Here is a 16,573-nt window from a genome sequence, read left to right as displayed (position 1 = left end):
AATGGGGGAGGCTTTAGCACCTTGTTTCACAATTATTATTACGTAAAATATAAATTTGACGAATAATTAGTGATAAGTTATATTATAGCCATGGAGGCTGTGATACATATGGATAAACAGATGAAGCTACATTACATGCAACGTATTGATGAGAAGCTGTCCGATCTTCCTTGGTTCGTAACAGAATTTATAGATAGCAAGAAACGAAAACTTTCTCCAACGACACTTTTGAACTATTGCCATGATTATATTATCTTTTTTGACTGGCTTGTTGTGGAGAATCTGACTTCCATAAGCCGAAAAGAAATCAGTCTGGAAGCACTAGAGTCATTAACCGTCCGTGAAGTTGAGAATTTTTTGTCTTTCCTGGAGTATCAATTGGGGAACACAAAACTGACGGTAAATCGCAAATTATCATCCCTAAAGTCCTTGTTTGATTATCTACAGAACAAAGCTGAGACAACTGATCTGAAGCCTTATATACAGCGGAATGTGATGGCCAAAATAGATTTAAATGCGGTTAAGGAAAGCCAGGAAACCATCGCGAACCGTATCGAAGGAAAAATTCTCAGAGAAGATGACTTTGAAGCGTTTAGACAATTTGTAGCGCATGATTTCGGAGAAAAGAATAAAGAAAACAAACGGATTTATAATTTCCATCAATTCAATCGTGAACGGGATACAGCCATTGTTTCACTTATTTTGGGTTCCGGACTTAGACTTTCAGAGGTTGCAGGGATTAACCTGGAAGACATAGATATGAATAAAGCTTTAGTACGTGTTATACGCAAAGGCAATAAAGAGCAATATGTGTATTTCAGCAAGCAAGCATTATTGGACTTAGAAAGTTATCTGCAGATCAGAGAATCAAGATATACACCTGAAAAGCTTGAAAGCTTCTTGTTCATGGCAGCTCCCATAGGCCGCAAAGGAAAAAGCCGGCGTTTGACAGGCCGATCCATCGAAAAGTTAATTGAAAAATACGCAACAGCTTTTGGGAAACCATCTCTAACCGTACATTCACTTAGGCATTCCTTTGCAACAAGATACCACTTGGAGAATAACGATGTACCCAGATTGAAGAATCAATTAGGACATTCATCAATTCAAACAACGATGATATACACACACTTAACAGATGAAGAGATGCGTAATGCTGTGAACAACATGGATCGTTAAAACCCAAGGTGTTACGGGTTTTCTCAAGTACATATTCACAAAACCCGTATTTTGTACATATGTCTATAAGTAGCTGATAGTCCCTTGTGGGACAAGAACTTGGTCTACGCCTACAACCAAGCAAATGTCCTGCACAACAGATAATTCACCCATTAACCAATCCTCCATTCATTTTCCACAACTTATTACTGCAGTGAAAAGCTTCGCCATTTGCAGTTTTGCAATCCCTACACTCCTAGATTTTTATCTACATTTGGAAATGGTTTGATTATTTACTGAATGGATTTAATTTGAAAATAAAAATAAAGCACTTCTTCTCCAGCTTCACTATGTTTAGACGATCATCGAATCGGTAAAAGTACCATATTCTTGTCCATTTTCGGCAATGGGACCAAGTTCTTGTCCACCGACAAAATTTGACGTCCCCACTCGTTTGCAGGACATATGCTTTATTCCCTAACTACCTATCTATTGGCATATCATTTTGTAAGCCAGGGCCAGACTTCTTAAATTCAATGAAATCATAAGACTTCTCCCCATTTCTACGGTAATGTTTCCACCTGTCATGACAGAAGCAATTCGCACCTAATTTAGCTACTTCGTCAGCTGGTCCGCGATGCAAATCCGGACGGTCGCTCGTAGCCGTTTATCAGGCTTTCGTTCTCTGCAGTTTGAACTGCGCTGTTGAGCCGGTCGCCGGCCAGGAATTGTGCACGCCTCTCAGCGACCGATCACCACGACAGCAAACGGCCGTCCGGATGCATTATTTCATTCCGGAAGCTGCCAGCTTTTCCGACATGGTCTCTGCGGATTCCTGCATGCCTCTTGCAATCCACTCCTCGATCCATCCATAGGTTCCATAGGTAACAAATGAAACGACGTATGCGGTCATGTTATCCTGCTCCGGTTTTGTTCCATACAGTTCTAGAAAAACCTGCAAGAACATGTGAAAAAGGTTCCGCTTCTTCAGAAGCAGAAAAAAGTCTTTACTTTCCTTGAGACGCTTGAAGAGATTACCGTAAAGTTCAGCATTGGAATTCATTCCGGAACGTTCATAGTCTGCCTGCCAGCTTTGCATCATTGAACGGATATACTGCAGAAGGATATCTTCTATAGCGCTGTAGTTTCTGTAAAAGGAGTTTCGGCTGACTTGTGCGGTCTGGGTGATTTGAATGATGGAAATGTCTCTGAATTCATTTTTCTCCAAAAGGCCGATTAACGTATCGGTGATTTGCTTTTTGACGTACGTGTTTTTTTCTTCATTGTTCATGATGGAACATTACCTCCACTTTTGTACCATTTTCATTGCATCACTTGATCTCTGGAATTCGAGATGGTACATTTGCTACGTCAAAGATGGTACAGAAGTACCATCATGAAGTCAAGGAGGATTTAAAAAATGATGACAAAGCCAAGATGGATCATTCTTCTGATTGTGATTGTGGCAGGATTATTTCTTGGAAGACTTGCAGTCCGTACTTTTTTTAACCTGATGGTAGGTGGTTCGCTGTTCGGAGGTAATTTCTTATGAGAAAAAAAGAAAATAAAGGAAACAAGAGAGGTATGTTTGCTGTCATTTGTATTCTGGCATTCATTATCTCATTTGCTGGGTCTTCAGTATTCAAGCTGACTTATAAATCCTCCGCTTTTAAAAAATATACAGTGGAATGGAGTGATGTAATCGGCACTTCATATACAGATATTTCCTATGGCGAAGGAGAAAAGAACAAGTTCGATCTCTATGTTCCTGCGGACAATACAAGAAAAACTTATGGCCTCATTGTTTATCTGCATGCGGGCGGATTTACAACCGGTGATAAATCGGATGACGCCTCCATCCTGCAGTGGCTCAGTTCAAAGGGATATGTCACCGCAGGTATAAATTATACATTACGAGATAATGATCACCCGGAAGCCAGTGTCTATTCACAGTCCATGGAGATCAAGAAAAGTATTCCTGTAATTGTAGAGGAAGCAAAGAAGCTTGGTTACACTTTGGATGAAATGGCAATTGCCGGCGGGTCTGCAGGCGGAACGCTAGCAATGCTGTACGCGTACCGAGATGCTGCGGATTCTCCCATTCCTGTAAAAATGATGTTCGAAGCGGTCGGACCTTCCAGCTTCTATCCGGAAGACTGGGGTGTTTACGGTCTTGATCAGAACCCGGAAGCTACAGCCAATCTTTTTGGTATCATGGCTGGTACGGAAATTACAGCGGATATGTTCGGAACAGAAGCTTACGAAGAGACAATTAAGCCGATCTCGGGATATATGTGGGTTAATGAAGATTCTGTTCCATCAGTCATTGCCTATGGCGTCTATGACAAAGTATGCCCATTCCTGTCTGCAAGACATTTGGTGAAAGCACTGGAAGACAATCATGTTACTCATGAGTATATTGAGCTACCTCATTCTGGCCATGCGTTACAGAATGATAACAAGCTTTATATGAAGTATCTGGATACAGCACTTGAATATCTGGATACCTATATGCCGGTAAAATAACGTATGAAACACTGATGAAATAACCCATTCCATAGCTGGACAAAATTATTTAGATACCTGTCAAACCAGCAATAGTACCAAGTTCTTGTCCTTCGACAGAACTTGGTCCTCAAGTTTTTCCTTCCGTCTACCTACCAGGACGACTACTGAGCCCTCTTTTGCCAAACCTCACAGCCGTCGCACGACCCAACCCGGTGCCTGCCCCAGTAACAAGCGATATGTGATTATTAAGTAGACCCATTTCGCTTCACTCCTTATAACGATTTAGTCGCCTTAATCCTCATGGACTCTGGTTCCAACTTTTCCGGTGATCTTACCTTCTTTTAATTTTTTTAAATAGGCGGGAATTTCTTCCATAGTTATCGTTGTGATTTGTGGAGAGATAATCTTTCCTTCTGCAATCAATTTACCAAAATGATCTCCGATTCTCGCAAGATTGGATTGTGCATTAAAGTCTCCTTGAGTGTGAGCAGCACCAAGAGCTATCTCGTGTAAAGACATCCCTTTATCATAAAAACGAATACGGCTAAAATCAGGGAATCCAGCCGTTACAACCATTTCGCCGCCGAAGGCAAGAACCTCAAGGTCTTTTGTCGCACTATCAGGACTTATCGTATTTAAAACGTAATCAACACCCCTGCCATTAGTTAGATTGGAAATTTCTTCATATACACTTCCTTTAGTAAAATCAATCGCCTCATCCGCTCCGAGAGCGCGTACATAGTCGATATCCTTTCCTAAGCAAGTAGTAATCACTTTCAATCCACATATTTTTGCTAATTGAATCGCATATCCTCCTACACCACCTGCGCCGCCATGAATCAATATCGTGCCACCAGACTGCGGGTTAAGTTTCTGCATTATTGCTTGATAAGCCGTATATCCTGCTGCCGGAACCACCGCCGCCAGTTCGAAAGGCACTTCATCCGGCAGTTTGCTTGCCGTGTGAGCTGTAGTCACAGAGTATTCCGCAAATCCGCCATCGAGATTATTAATGCTACGAAGATAGTACACGCGGTCTCCAATTATAAAATTGCTCACGCTGCTGCCAACAGCATCTACAATTCCCGCAATTTCCAATCCTAAAACGCGTTTTTTCTCGGATTCCAGACCAGCGTGCTCAGCGACTTGGTAATCCGAAGGGTTCAAACCTGCTGCCTTGACCTTTACTCTGATTTCATTATCTTTTGGTTCTGGCATTTCCCTATTTGTAACAACAGTAAGACTGTCCAGTTCCCCTGGTTTTTCAAGAATTAGTGCTTTCATAATATTTCTCCTCTCAAATTTAATTGACAAAATTCAATAAATAACATACATTCGAACTGACATTACAATTGTAACATCATATCAAATAGGGTCAATGCATGACAGAATGGACTAAACAAATAAGGGGGTATTGTAATGTCCGCGAAAGAAGTTACGGAGTTACAACGTATGGAAGGGCTCAGGGTATCAAATGAGGAATCTAATCGAATCACTAGATCAAGTATTGAAGCTGCTTTGGTGCTGCTAATGAACGATCAAGCTTTTGAGGATATAACGATTACAGCTATCGTTAAACGGGCTGGGGTGTCCCGCACAGCCTACTACCGGAACTACAACTCCAAAGAAGATATTCTACAGAGTACGATGAAGGAAATTGTAGATAAAATCGTTGCTGCGATGAATCTGCATCATCCAATTAGAAACTCATTTGAATATTGGCTTGCTTTATTTCAAACCTTAGAACAACATATGGACTGCTTGCAAATTATCCTGAAAGTTAACATGGCAGATACTATTCTTAACGAATTGCAAGCCGCACAGTTAAATAGATCAAACGAAGTAACCCTACTTACCAACTACGCTGCTTACTTTTGGAGCGGCGCTATCTACAGTGTAACTGCGAATTGGATTAGAATCGGTGCCCAGCAATCCGCAGCAGAAATGGCAACGGTCTGCTATAAAATAATAGAAGCGGTAAATGGCGATTGTTGACAATACAAATGTCCACCAACAAAACCTCTTGCTGTCGGAGGACAAGAACATGGTCCGTTAAAGGACAAGAACTTGTACCCATCTTCTTGCTGGTTCTCCCCTTCGTTTAACAATAAAAAAACCTCGTTGATCTTTAAATAGCGATTGAATATCATCTAGATGATAAAACTCAATTGAGCTTGATGAATCATTTAGGCATTTAATATATTTTGTTGCCATGTTTGGGAAACTGTTGTCTCTCATTTGTTCGATTTCTTTCCATTAGGTACAACTTCGGGCCAATTTGGCCCGAAGTTAAATCGTCTTTGGAAACGAATGCGAATCACTTGAATCCAATCACGCATTTGGATCAAGTCATATCATCCCGAAGCGCGTCAATAATATTTTCTTTTTTTATCTTGCTAATGGCATACAGCATTGTAATGAACACGATAAAGAGCACGCTGAACACGCTGATTGCCATACTGCCCCAGGGGAACACAAAATCAATGTTCTCCGCCCCGCCGCCCATCCCTTTGTAAATCAGCCAAGAAGAAATTGCTGCTATGGGAAGCCCGAAGAGCAACGCCCTCATGCCATAAAAGGCACACTCGAAATTCATCATCTTTTGGAAATCGCGTTCAGACATCCCCACAGAGCGGAGCATGGCAAGCTCCCGCCGGCGCAGCTTGATATTCGTGGAAATGGTGTTGAACACATTGGCAACCGCAATCAGCGAAATCATAATGATAAAAGTATAAGCGAACACGTTGGCAATGAATATCATATTGCGGTTCTGATCAAGCACTTCAGAGAAATTGATCAGGGTGTAACTGGATGTAGTCCCCACATCCTGAATCATCGTTTTCATTTCAGCCATCGACTGTGTGGGATTCTTTGACCGAAAGGTCATGCCCTTAATAGACAGATGGTTATCGGAGGTTTCAAACTTCTCTTTGAGCGAATAGGGGGCCATCACCTTAAAAGAGAACGGATTCTTCGGCCCGGAGTTTCCTGGGATCGAGGGGCCATCAGGCGGCACGATATTGACAAACGTAATGCTTACATTTCGCCCCTGTTCCATCTTCGGCTTGCCATTTGTTTCGGGAGCGATGGTAAAATTCATGGAAGAACTCTTGAACATATCACTAAGCTGAGCAACCTCCGCCATCTGATTGGCCTGGTCTTCCATTTTGGCAACGGCAATCAGTTTCGCATTTTGCCCGGTATATTCCTCTACAGGCAAGCCGAGGCCCTGGACAATATTCAGATAGGTGCTGTCATCAAGAAACTGGATGTCCATTGGTAGATTAACCGCTTCGTCCGGCGAGTGGGAACTCTGGCTTTCCCAGTAAGCGTCTGAAAGATCGCTTGCTTTGGCAACGCCTGAATACTTCATGAGCGCTTGATACGAGCTTTCGTAAACCCCGTCGGCGGTTTTTAGTTTGTCGTAAAGCGGCAACATTTCGCTATCGTCCATGTCCTGCGTGGCCAAAATGATGTCAATGTCAGTAGCCACTACTGCCCGCTCCGACGCCTGCTTCAGATCCGTTACAAAAGCACTGGCCGATATAAACAGCACTACGCTTAGAATAAGTGATAGCACAATGCTGCGATAGCGTTTCTTGTTTCTTTTAAAATTCTTTAGCGCAAGGGTTCCTTCCAAACCGTAAATACGCTGCGCCAGCTTTGACGTTTTCACGGCCTTGGATTCAACTTTGACCTCGTTTGACTGGCGAATACTCTCCATTACGGGAGTGTTTGCGGCCTTCCTGGCCGGGATATAGGCCGAAATCAGAATCGTAACCATGCTGACCGCAGCCGCAACGACAATGACGGGGATGGACACCGTTAAGGTAAAAGGGACGTTGCTGTAGAGAATACTTTCAAAATTTTTGGCTACAACGGAAATCACAAGCCCGATGCTGCCTATGCCAATGATAACGCCAATGGGTATACCTGCCGCACCGATACAAAGCCCCTCAAACAGCACCGAATTTCGCAGTTGCTTTGCTGTGGCTCCCACCGACGAGAGAATCCCGAACTGATGTGTGCGTTCGTTCAGCGAGATGTTGAATGCGTTATAAATCAGAAAAATCGAGCCGATCATGATGATGGCGACCACAATGCCACCAACCGCGTACAAAAACGTGTTGAATATATTATCATCCGACAGACCCATGAAGCGCAGCACATTATCGTTAAAGACATAAGCCTCGGTTCCGGCTGTATTGCTTGCGTAAGCGTGAACCCCACGTGGATTTGTAAGCGTGACAAATAGGCTGAAACTGTCCGCTTTATCTCCAGGATCTGCTTTTGTGATCAAGGTATAGCCCGGCGCGGAAGATTCCTCAAAGTAGGCTTTTTGGTAGATACCGACAACCGTATAGGTTCTCTTGGCTTTTGGCACAAGAGTTTCTTTTCCGGAAATGTAAGGGGTGTGTTGACCGAGTTTCTTGTCACCATTCATGCGGCTTCCAATACCAAGTGAAAGCTTGTCACCCACCGCAAATTTAACGCCGCCCTTTACTTCGACGCTCATCGGAACAAGAATCTCTCCGCTGTTTTCAGGCAGCCTGCCGGACGTCAGGTTGATGGGCAAGGTATCGAAGGTTTTCTTGCTAAATCCGGCTATAAAAAGATACGGCTTGTTGGGGCTTTGCCCGTCCTTAAGTGCTGCGTAGCCGATATTTTCAAATGCAGCGGTGTTAGCGACCCCCTTGTCGTGGGTTCGTTCCTGTACGAAAGAAGAAGGGGCGTCCAAGAACTCAACATGCCAATCGCCGTATTTCTGGGCCGCGCCGTTTGCCATATAGTTCAGCAGGGAAACGCCAAAGGTGAGTACGCCCGTGATCATAGCAGCGGACAGAACAACTCCGATAATCGTGACAATCGTTCGGGTACGGCTTTTTTTCATGCTTTGCAGGGTGACTTTGTTGAAAATATTCATGACCGCACCCTCTCGTCCCGCACTACTTTGCCGTCTGATATGCCGATAATGCGGTCTGCTTGCAGGGCGATATTCTCGTCATGAGTGACGAGGAGCAGGGTCTGCCCATATTTTTTATTGCTTTCTTTCAGCAGCTTGATGATTTCATGTCCATTCCGGCTGTCCAAACTGCCCGTGGGTTCGTCGGCAAGCATGACTGCCGGAGCGTTCATCAAAGCGCGTCCTATGGAAACACGCTGTTGCTGACCACCCGAAAGCTGATTGGGTAAATGCGTTTTGCGGTCTTTTAGTCCAAGCATTTCGAGCAGGTCATTCAGCCGTTCCCCGTTGACCTTGCGCTTGTCCATTAGGATAGGCAAGGTGATGTTTTCCACCACATTCAGAGTGGGAATAAGGTTGTGAAACTGGTAGATCAGCCCAACCTGCCGCCTGCGGAAAATGGCGAGCTTTTCATTGCTTTGGGAATATACATCGTGCCCGTCCAAATACACCTTTCCGCTTGAGGGCACGTCCACGCCGCCGATGATGTGAAGCAATGTGGATTTTCCGGAGCCGGAGGAGCCGATGATTGCGGTAAACTCCCCCTTTTCGATTGTAAGCGAAACATGGTCAAGCGCGGTAACTTGGTTTTCGCCCTTACCGTAGACCTTGCATAAATTTTCAATTTTTAAAAACTCCATTATGTGAGTCCCCCTTCTTATGGCTTACCCATATAATAGAACCTGCAACTTACATCTCTGTGACTTTCAGGTGAGAGATTCGTCACTTTGGGAAACGAATGGCAAATACCGCGCCGCCCTGCGGGTGATTTTTTGCGGTAATCGTCCCTCCCTGCCGTGTAATAATCATCTTGCAGAGAGCGAGACCAATCCCGTATCCTGTAGCGTTTGGATTTTTCCCGCGATAAAACCTGTCGAACAGGCAGGGTAAATCTTCTTTTTCAAAACCTGCGCCGCTGTCGTGGATAGCAATCTCGGTAAACAGTGGGTTGTCCGTGCAGACAATCTCAATCTTCCCGTTCTCGCCTGCGCTTTCCATGCAATTTTTGAGGATGTTTTGAATTGCTTCCGAAAGCCAACCTGAATCGCCCTGAATAATTACCCCTTTTGGCACGTCTATTTGCAAATCAATATCGTGCAGTTCCATTGGGATCAGGAACGGGCGAAGCGCGGCGCCTATCAAGTTGTTTACATCTATCTGCTCGCTTTGGAACACCACAATGCCCGCGTCCAGGCGGGATAATTTCAATAGAGAAGTAATCAGCCAATCCATCCGCACAAGCAGTTCCTCTGTTTCCCGCACAAATGCTTTCCGCTCGTTTTCATCAGGGTTATTCGCTAACAATGACAGAATGAGGTTCACGGATGTGAGCGGAGTCCGGAGCTGGTGGGCTATGTCGGCCAGCGAATCGGCAAGATGTTCTTTTTCTTTTTTGAGCGCGTCGTTTTGATCCCGAATACGCGACGTCATTTTTGTTATCTCGCTATGTAGAATGGAAAGCTCGCCCTCGTCCGATTCACCAATAAACAGATGGTCAGCATTATGAAGCACAAGGTCGATTTGATTTGAAATCCGCGCAATACTGTTGTATCGGGCTTTGGTAAACACGAAAAACGCTGTACCAAAGGCGGCGGCAGAAGCGATGGCAAGGATTCCCGCCGCCGTATTTATTGCAAATCCCAGCATTACAGCGGCGGCGGCTATTAAGGAGAACAAAATGGCAAACTGCCGAAACTCTCTATTCCGAAGCATACTCGCCACCCAATCTATACCCCGTCCCGCGAACGGTCAGAATGATTTGGGGGCTTGCCGGGTCGTTCTCAATCTTCTCCCGCAAGCGTTTGATGTACACAGTTAATGTATTGTCATTGACAAACTCGCCCGCCGCGTCCCACAATTCGTCAAGTAGCCTGCCCCTCGTGATAATACTTTTTGGGTTGCTAATGAACACCAGCAACAAGCGGTATTCTAAAGCTGAAAGAAAAACCTCGTTGCCGTTTTTTTTCACAACACCGCTTGCCGTATCGACATGAAGCCCGCAGATTTCAAAAGCCGACTGGGAGCGCCCGCTTTTTCGCAGTGCGGTTCCAATCCGCGCAATCAATTCACGCGGACGAAAAGGCTTGGTGATATAGTCGTCCGCACCCATGTTCAGCCCGGTAACAACACTCGCCTCATCGCCGGAAGCCGTCAGAAAGATAACGGGAACATCCCCTGTTTCTTTGATTTCCGTGCAAATCGTAAAGCCATTTCCGTCAGGCAAAGAAATATCAATCAACGCCAAGTCAAATTTATTCCCCGCAAGCGCGGCAAGGGCGTCCCCCCGCGTTGGGGCATGGGTGACTGTAAACCCCTCCGAGCGGAGCAAAAGCACAAGGTTTTTAGCGATTGCCTTATCGTCCTCAACCAAAAATATTCGTGGCATTAGTCAGACCTCCGTTTTCTTATCCATACTTGCAAGTCGTCTAAAGTAATGTGACTACCTCGAAGAATAGTTAATAATCATGGCTTCTTGCGTACCTTCATCGTACGCGATCCACAACTCATCTCCAACCTCTACACCATATACTGGTTCAATAGTTTGTTTAATATGGTAGATAACTCCGTCCTTTTCTGCGGTAATATTGGCTAGTGGCCGTTCTCCCTTTGTTCCGTCAAAATGAACGGAGAGCACTTTAGCCGCGCCCTGCTTACCTTGAAGTAATCGGGTCTCCTTCTGTAAATCGTTAATTTCCATAGTGACTGGAATGACTGTACCCACATTTACGGACAGGTTTTCTGGCACAAAGAGACTATTGGCTTTACGGATTCGGTCCGCTCCTCTAGAAATCATGACTTCCAGAAGCATGAGCTGCTTATTTTCAATGATTATCGGCATTTTCTGCACACGGATTACTTCACCCTGTAGAGAGAGCTGGTCTGATGCCTTAGCTGTGCTTTTATCGCCATACCTGAAGATTCTTGCCATTCCCTGAATCAAAATAAGGTTCGCTCGTTCACCAGTACGATACTCAAATCCGAGAGGCTGAACGACCGGTATCGTATAATCTCGTCCTTCGGCTGTGAAGTGAAGCTGAAGGGCTTGTCCCCGGTTCACTTTTCCATAACGTTCGATACGGGTGAGGACCGCATCCTTAATAAGTACCGGTTTTGTCTCCTGTGCCGCATGTTTCAGATCCTCTTCTGTGATGAACACAGCCTTGTGTTTCTTTCGGTTGTAACTGATCATGACTGTATCACCAATTTGAACAGGATTCAGATAGGAGATGACCTGCTTGATTTCAACCTCTTTCATTTGACCTTCATCCTCGAACTGAACGATAAACTGGATCATCGGCCGTTCATTCACATATACACCCGATTCTCGCATATCACTAATCCGGCCCTGAATATGCTGGCCATCTCTCATTTTTTTCATTTTTGATCTCACCAACATGCGAGGGGCGATTGCGAGGCCTAGGAATGAGGCTAGAATGATAAAGACCCAAACCGCCCAGTTAATAAGGATCGCTCCACCTTGCTTTGCATAATTCCAGAAGCTTTGAATCGAGACCTTGGTTTCGTCTTCTGTGACCATCCATCCTTCGACCTGATCGCCCGAAAGAACCTTAGCCTTTTGGATTTCCATATCGGCATAACCTGCCGCAAGGTCCCCACCATGATAGTAAAGGATGTCACTGCCCAATTGCTTGTGGAATTCAGTGTCACTATTTTTTAAATTTTCGTAGGGCAGCTGCTTCAAAAGAACTGTGGCATCTTGAAATTTTCCTGATTTCTCATTGAATACATATCCAATAACAGTTCCATTTAATTCATCTTCTGCAGTGGATCCGGCGATTAGAAGCTCCTCGTCATTCAATAAGAATACACGGGCTTGATAAACCGGCTTTGGCGTAGGAACCGCAGTTCCCCAATGTTTCTCGTTAGCGTTATAAAATGATGCTTCTTCAGGGTAGTTCCCATTTTCGCGTACCAGCTTGGCGTTATTGAAACCGAAGACTTTGGCGAAGTGTGCGCCTGCCCGATCCTGTGCAGCAAACGTCCCTTCATCCTCGTTCTTAAGCAGCACGGATAAATCGCCTTTTGAGTCTAGTATCCCGCTGACAAATGCAGTTCTATCGTCCTTTAAACTCACTGAAAATATTGGAACTGACTGGTCGTTCTGAAAACTTCCATGCACTTCATCTATCCTAACAGGCCTGGATGGAAGTAGCCTCTTTTCGTCTAAATTCACTTTAACTAACTTTCCGTTCTTAACCTGAGCTACATACCATTCAGAACTTGGTGACTCCCCAGCTACAATGAGTCTGCCGCGCCAGGAATAAACACTTGAACTCCATGAGGGTGGAAGGTGCATCGTTCCCTGAGCCAACTCTTCAGCCTCGCCTGTTGAGTGGAAGTAATTCATTTGCAGCCCTAATGTATTGTCGTAGGTCGGGATGATGATTCCATCTTGCTGATAAGCCGCTGGCCCCAGTCCGGATTGGAAATTGGTGCGTAAAGTAGTCTCTTTAATTATGGTTTCCGTACCGGTATCAAAAAGATAAACATGGTATTGTTCATCAAACCGGTCATCGTTTGAAAAGCCGATCAACTTCTTCCCCTCATCCAGCATATAGACGCTCTCCAAGGACGGCAAATAGTCATCAATATTTTTAATATATCTCTTGTAATCGTTCCACATGAAAAAACTTAAAAATATTACTGGAATCAAAAACACCAAATTGATTAGAGATACCGCTCGCTTTTTTTTCAACCTGTTTCTCTCCCTTTATTTCATGTTGGTTCTACATGTCCGTTGTTATATGTATACCTGTCATTGCTTCATCTCCGACAGATGAATCTGCACCAGCTCATAACCGGCCACGCCCAACGCAGTGAACTTACCATACTCATCCTGCCTAAGGTTACGAATGTACTCGTCTCCGCGGTACAAATGCCCGGCGCACTGGAATACTTTCAGTTCTTCCTTATCGGGAGTCAAGGGAATATTGCCTACAATCCTCCACGTTCCGTTTCGAAGATTTGCCGGAGAGGTGAAAATCACGCTGCTTTGCCGGCTTCCGAACCGGTAGCTGAGAAAGGCTCCATCCTCCACATTTGTATCATCCAGCTCCAAGCGAATTACACCGAACGAAAACGCCTTTTTGAAACGGTCTTTTAGCGCACAAACCACCTGGCATACTGCAAATCGTCCATCATGCATGGGAATCATAAATATATCGCCTTCGCTATATCTCTTTCTCATACGCATCCATTAACAGCTGCAGCCGAACTAGTAATTACATTTATCCAAACTTGCACGATCACTGCCTCCTCTGACTGACCGACTCTTTACTTAACTGATTTAAACTATATCATTATTTGGTAATCCCCAGTATCCTCCAAACGATCCTTTTAAATGAATACCTGATTTTAGGTACAGCTATCATAAAAACAGAGTATATTCTCTTCAAAAAAGCATATTCTCACCAATTATGAACTCCATCTGAAAGAGACCGAACATTAAATCGAAATAGTAACTTATTCCTGTCCACCTTCGGCTTACAACAGTAAACCCGCGCTGGGCGCGGGTTCTAATGGGACTATGTTCTTATCCACCAACAATTAAGGTACCTACAAACAGGTTACCAGTTCAATCCATGTGTTTCAATGTATTGCTTTGTAGCCGCATCCCCTGAATCTACTGACACTTTACCTTCTGCTTTAACCGGAACACCTGCTTTGATGAGTAATTGACCAATGTGGTACTGTTCGTCTGCCTTGCTAATTAGACCTTCAGCCTTTGCTATATCTTCATTAGTAGCTTCCTCAGACAAAACAACGTGTGGATAGTGGACAATTCCTAGTTGATCACCTGTTGATACACTTCCTACGGTATCCATATAGAACCCGGTTACAGGAAGCTTGCTACGATCTAACATGTAGGCCAGCGTCATCGTATAGCAAGCAACCGCGGATGATATTAGTAATTGCTGAGGTTCTGCTCCATGACCGCTCCCCCCTTTTGGCACTGGGATGGCTTTTCACGGAAGATATTTGGATCAGATCATTAATTCCAACCTAACCCTTCCTAACAAAAAAAGGATAAGCAATTAAATGCCCATCCATGTCAATTACATTTTTTGCTGTGCTACAGGCCTTGCTGAAACGGCTGCTTCCTCAAATCCTTTGGCCGTAGGCCATTCTCCTTTGCTTTGCGGTGCCAGAAGAAATAGGTAGCGGACAAACGCCATAAAATACGTGGGAAGTTTGGCTGAATAAACAGCGATTTTGCACTACTTTGGGTAAGGATAGCATTGGAAAGCTGGGTCATTGCCGTGCCGAGATTCTTTAGAGGGCCTTTTCCCAAAGGCACCTTTATGTTGAGCATTTCTCCTGCTCCGTGACCTACTGCCATTCCAAAACGGAAGCCGCAGCGTATGCACCAGTTACTAACAATATCCGCTGCAATGGTGCACTGATGCCCTTCATAAAATCCATTATTTATTAGTGCATAAACAATGAGGTTCGGGTTTCCTTGCTCATTCTGCCGGTAATTCTCCAATTCGACCATCATCCGTAGTAGATGTGAAGGAATGGCATCAAAATAGAGCGGAAATGCTAGTACCATTACATCGGCATTGTTAATTTCCCGGTATTGCTCATACTTCAACTGCTTTGCATTTACCCGGTAAAAACTTAGCTCGTTGTCTTCGCTGATGAGTGGCTTGAGCTTTTCTAATAGAAATCCAGAGTTGCCCGGCCCACCTTTGGGGCTACCATTAATCTGAGCAATCTTCATTGCTGCACCTCCGTCAAACCGTGAAGTGTGTTGTGAAAAGAAACACTATAATTGGACACATCCAGATTTATTGCATTGGCCCGAGTCAATGCTTGTGCCGTTTGGCGTTCAGACTCCGTTATTCCTTCTCCATAGAAATAGACTGTGAACTTGAACTGCCGCTTGTAGCGTTGCTGGTGATGTGTCTCCCCATTTTTAATTACAAAATAGGGAAGGATATAAGGTAGTGCCCGGTTCAATACATTGCTGACGAACGGGCTGTATCCCCCATACACGTTGCGGCTGATAAGCACGAACTCATCACAGGCGGCGAGCCGTTCGCCTATGTGCTTATAGGGGTCTTTAAGCACACAGGTTCCCGGAGTGCGAACCCAACAACCAAAGCAGCCTACACAATGACGAATGGAACCCGTTTCTCCGATGATCTCATCAGTATCCCTTCTGTAGCCACTTAGCTGAGAGTCATACTCATGGTCTGCTAAATCATGGACAATCAGTCTCATTTGCTTCTCCTCCTGATTGAAGAATGACTTGCCATACCTCATGCCAATTGCCTGAATATCGAATACCGCTGCTGGATAGTAGTGATGCCACGCCGTGTACAAGCGACCAATAGGCCATCAGCATTTTGGCGTCCAGCTCTGATGGAAGACCCAAACTGCGGAACAGCCGATAGCCAGTTGCCCGGAATAACGCAAATGGCGGGTAAGGCGGAACACCTTCTGCTCCTTCGTCTACCTGAATGATAATACCCGACTGAAAAAAGAGAAATGGCAGGTAAGCAGGATGCTGCTCGAAAAAGGCAATATAGGCCGTTCCAAGCTTTTCCATTGCGGTCATGGGGTCGTTTTGCTCTTTAATGGAGTCTTGCAGGGAAGCTGTAAACTGCTCGGTTACATGATTTGCCATTGCCGTCAACAATTCCTGTATATCCTTGAAGTGGCTGTAAGGAGCTGCGTGACTGACACCGCATTTGACTGCAACTTTACGCAAGGAGAAACCTCCTAAACCCTCCTCACCAATTAGCTCAATGCCGGTTTCAATTAATGTGTTACGTAAATCTCCATGATGATAGGGTTTAGGCCGCAACAAAAACGCTCCTTTCTACATCTTTACAATGTAAAGATAACCTTTAATCTTGGCGCTGTCAAGATTAAAGGTTATCTAGGAAATCATTCAATTTTGACGAAGAACCACGA

At 44.6% G+C, this 16,573-nt stretch carries 16 protein-coding genes; 4 read left to right on the top strand and 12 right to left on the bottom strand.

Annotated elements, in window-relative coordinates; translation table 11 throughout:
* Positions 1-108 precede the first annotated feature (108 nt).
* Positions 109-1,179 (top strand): tyrosine recombinase XerS, encoded by a 1,071-nt coding sequence (xerS, locus tag AC0LWN_RS02890; RefSeq protein WP_474663125.1) that lies wholly within the window; start codon positions 109-111, stop codon positions 1,177-1,179.
* A 763-nt stretch (positions 1,180-1,942) separates the two neighbouring features.
* Here xerS and AC0LWN_RS02885 read toward each other — a convergent pair.
* Positions 1,943-2,449 (bottom strand): TetR/AcrR family transcriptional regulator, encoded by a 507-nt coding sequence (locus AC0LWN_RS02885; RefSeq protein WP_474663124.1) that lies wholly within the window; start codon positions 2,447-2,449, stop codon positions 1,943-1,945.
* Positions 2,450-2,578: 129 nt separating this feature from the next.
* Between AC0LWN_RS02885 and AC0LWN_RS02880 the strand changes: the two genes are divergently transcribed.
* On the top strand, positions 2,579-2,710 hold the full coding sequence (locus tag AC0LWN_RS02880) for a hypothetical protein (RefSeq protein ID WP_474663123.1): 132 nt from the start codon (positions 2,579-2,581) through the stop codon (positions 2,708-2,710).
* Entirely contained in the window at positions 2,707-3,684 is a 978-nt protein-coding gene (locus tag AC0LWN_RS02875; protein ID WP_474663122.1) for an alpha/beta hydrolase, read from the top strand. The genes AC0LWN_RS02880 and AC0LWN_RS02875 overlap by 4 nt, the downstream gene beginning before the upstream one ends.
* Before the next feature lie 273 nt (positions 3,685-3,957).
* On the opposite strand, the gene AC0LWN_RS02870 is transcribed toward AC0LWN_RS02875, so the two are convergent.
* Positions 3,958-4,950 (bottom strand): zinc-binding dehydrogenase, encoded by a 993-nt coding sequence (locus tag AC0LWN_RS02870; protein WP_474663121.1) that lies wholly within the window; start codon positions 4,948-4,950, stop codon positions 3,958-3,960.
* Between the two features lie 135 nt (positions 4,951-5,085).
* Between AC0LWN_RS02870 and AC0LWN_RS02865 the strand changes: the two genes are divergently transcribed.
* Positions 5,086-5,661: a TetR/AcrR family transcriptional regulator gene (locus AC0LWN_RS02865; protein WP_474663120.1), complete on the top strand. Its 576-nt coding sequence runs from the start codon at positions 5,086-5,088 to the stop codon at positions 5,659-5,661.
* A gap of 349 nt (positions 5,662-6,010) precedes the next feature.
* Here AC0LWN_RS02865 and AC0LWN_RS02860 read toward each other — a convergent pair whose 3' ends face one another.
* From AC0LWN_RS02860 to AC0LWN_RS02815, 10 genes are all read right to left on the bottom strand, one after another.
* Positions 6,011-8,590, bottom strand: a complete 2,580-nt coding sequence (locus AC0LWN_RS02860) for an ABC transporter permease (protein ID WP_474663119.1) — start codon at positions 8,588-8,590, stop codon at positions 6,011-6,013.
* Entirely contained in the window at positions 8,587-9,270 is a 684-nt protein-coding gene (locus tag AC0LWN_RS02855; protein ID WP_474663118.1) for an ABC transporter ATP-binding protein, read from the bottom strand. Before AC0LWN_RS02855 ends, AC0LWN_RS02860 begins: the two co-directional genes overlap by 4 nt.
* A gap of 82 nt (positions 9,271-9,352) precedes the next feature.
* The gene (locus AC0LWN_RS02850; protein WP_474663117.1) at positions 9,353-10,342 is read right to left on the bottom strand and encodes a sensor histidine kinase; all 990 of its coding nucleotides are present in this window, start codon (positions 10,340-10,342) and stop codon (positions 9,353-9,355) included.
* On the bottom strand, positions 10,329-11,015 hold the full coding sequence (locus tag AC0LWN_RS02845; RefSeq protein WP_474663116.1) for a response regulator transcription factor: 687 nt from the start codon (positions 11,013-11,015) through the stop codon (positions 10,329-10,331). Before AC0LWN_RS02845 ends, AC0LWN_RS02850 begins: the two co-directional genes overlap by 14 nt.
* Positions 11,016-11,069: 54 nt before the next feature.
* Complete coding sequence (locus AC0LWN_RS02840) at positions 11,070-13,346, bottom strand: hypothetical protein (protein ID WP_474663115.1); 2,277 nt, start codon at positions 13,344-13,346, stop codon at positions 11,070-11,072.
* A gap of 60 nt (positions 13,347-13,406) precedes the next feature.
* Positions 13,407-13,838, bottom strand: a complete 432-nt coding sequence (locus AC0LWN_RS02835) for an immunity 26/phosphotriesterase HocA family protein (protein ID WP_458962259.1) — start codon at positions 13,836-13,838, stop codon at positions 13,407-13,409.
* A 379-nt stretch (positions 13,839-14,217) separates the two neighbouring features.
* Positions 14,218-14,604: an OsmC family protein gene (locus AC0LWN_RS02830; RefSeq protein WP_474663114.1), complete on the bottom strand. Its 387-nt coding sequence runs from the start codon at positions 14,602-14,604 to the stop codon at positions 14,218-14,220.
* A gap of 119 nt (positions 14,605-14,723) precedes the next feature.
* Positions 14,724-15,374, bottom strand: coding sequence for a flavodoxin family protein (locus AC0LWN_RS02825; RefSeq protein WP_474663113.1), 651 nt, complete (start codon positions 15,372-15,374; stop codon positions 14,724-14,726).
* Positions 15,371-15,877 carry a flavodoxin family protein gene (locus AC0LWN_RS02820; protein ID WP_474663112.1) on the bottom strand — a complete coding sequence of 169 codons (507 nt, stop codon included), beginning with the start codon at positions 15,875-15,877 and terminating at the stop codon, positions 15,371-15,373. The genes AC0LWN_RS02825 and AC0LWN_RS02820 overlap by 4 nt, the downstream gene beginning before the upstream one ends.
* Positions 15,858-16,463, bottom strand: a complete 606-nt coding sequence (locus AC0LWN_RS02815) for a TetR/AcrR family transcriptional regulator (RefSeq protein WP_474663111.1) — start codon at positions 16,461-16,463, stop codon at positions 15,858-15,860. The genes AC0LWN_RS02820 and AC0LWN_RS02815 overlap by 20 nt, the downstream gene beginning before the upstream one ends.
* Between the last annotated feature and the right edge of the window lie 110 nt (positions 16,464-16,573).

Source organism: Paenibacillus sp. sgz302115, from assembly GCF_056120445.1.
Note: the sequence above shows the minus strand (reverse complement) of the source record. Positions and strands in the feature narration are given on the sequence as shown.

What these genes read in the sequence shown, in the direction of transcription:
- AC0LWN_RS02835 (WP_458962259.1), bottom strand. Translation starts at nt 13,838, where the DNA reads ATGAGAAAGAGATATAGCGAAGGCGATATATTTATGATTCCCATGCAT.
- AC0LWN_RS02885 (WP_474663124.1), bottom strand. Translation starts at nt 2,449, where the DNA reads ATGAACAATGAAGAAAAAAACACGTACGTCAAAAAGCAAATCACCGAT.
- AC0LWN_RS02825 (WP_474663113.1), bottom strand. Translation starts at nt 15,374, where the DNA reads ATGAAGATTGCTCAGATTAATGGTAGCCCCAAAGGTGGGCCGGGCAAC.
- AC0LWN_RS02880 (WP_474663123.1), top strand. Translation starts at nt 2,579, where the DNA reads ATGATGACAAAGCCAAGATGGATCATTCTTCTGATTGTGATTGTGGCA.
- AC0LWN_RS02845 (WP_474663116.1), bottom strand. Translation starts at nt 11,015, where the DNA reads ATGCCACGAATATTTTTGGTTGAGGACGATAAGGCAATCGCTAAAAAC.
- AC0LWN_RS02870 (WP_474663121.1), bottom strand. Translation starts at nt 4,950, where the DNA reads ATGAAAGCACTAATTCTTGAAAAACCAGGGGAACTGGACAGTCTTACT.
- AC0LWN_RS02865 (WP_474663120.1), top strand. Translation starts at nt 5,086, where the DNA reads ATGTCCGCGAAAGAAGTTACGGAGTTACAACGTATGGAAGGGCTCAGG.
- AC0LWN_RS02850 (WP_474663117.1), bottom strand. Translation starts at nt 10,342, where the DNA reads ATGCTTCGGAATAGAGAGTTTCGGCAGTTTGCCATTTTGTTCTCCTTA.
- xerS (WP_474663125.1), top strand. Translation starts at nt 109, where the DNA reads ATGGATAAACAGATGAAGCTACATTACATGCAACGTATTGATGAGAAG.
- AC0LWN_RS02820 (WP_474663112.1), bottom strand. Translation starts at nt 15,877, where the DNA reads ATGAGACTGATTGTCCATGATTTAGCAGACCATGAGTATGACTCTCAG.
- AC0LWN_RS02860 (WP_474663119.1), bottom strand. Translation starts at nt 8,590, where the DNA reads ATGAATATTTTCAACAAAGTCACCCTGCAAAGCATGAAAAAAAGCCGT.
- AC0LWN_RS02875 (WP_474663122.1), top strand. Translation starts at nt 2,707, where the DNA reads ATGAGAAAAAAAGAAAATAAAGGAAACAAGAGAGGTATGTTTGCTGTC.
- AC0LWN_RS02855 (WP_474663118.1), bottom strand. Translation starts at nt 9,270, where the DNA reads ATGGAGTTTTTAAAAATTGAAAATTTATGCAAGGTCTACGGTAAGGGC.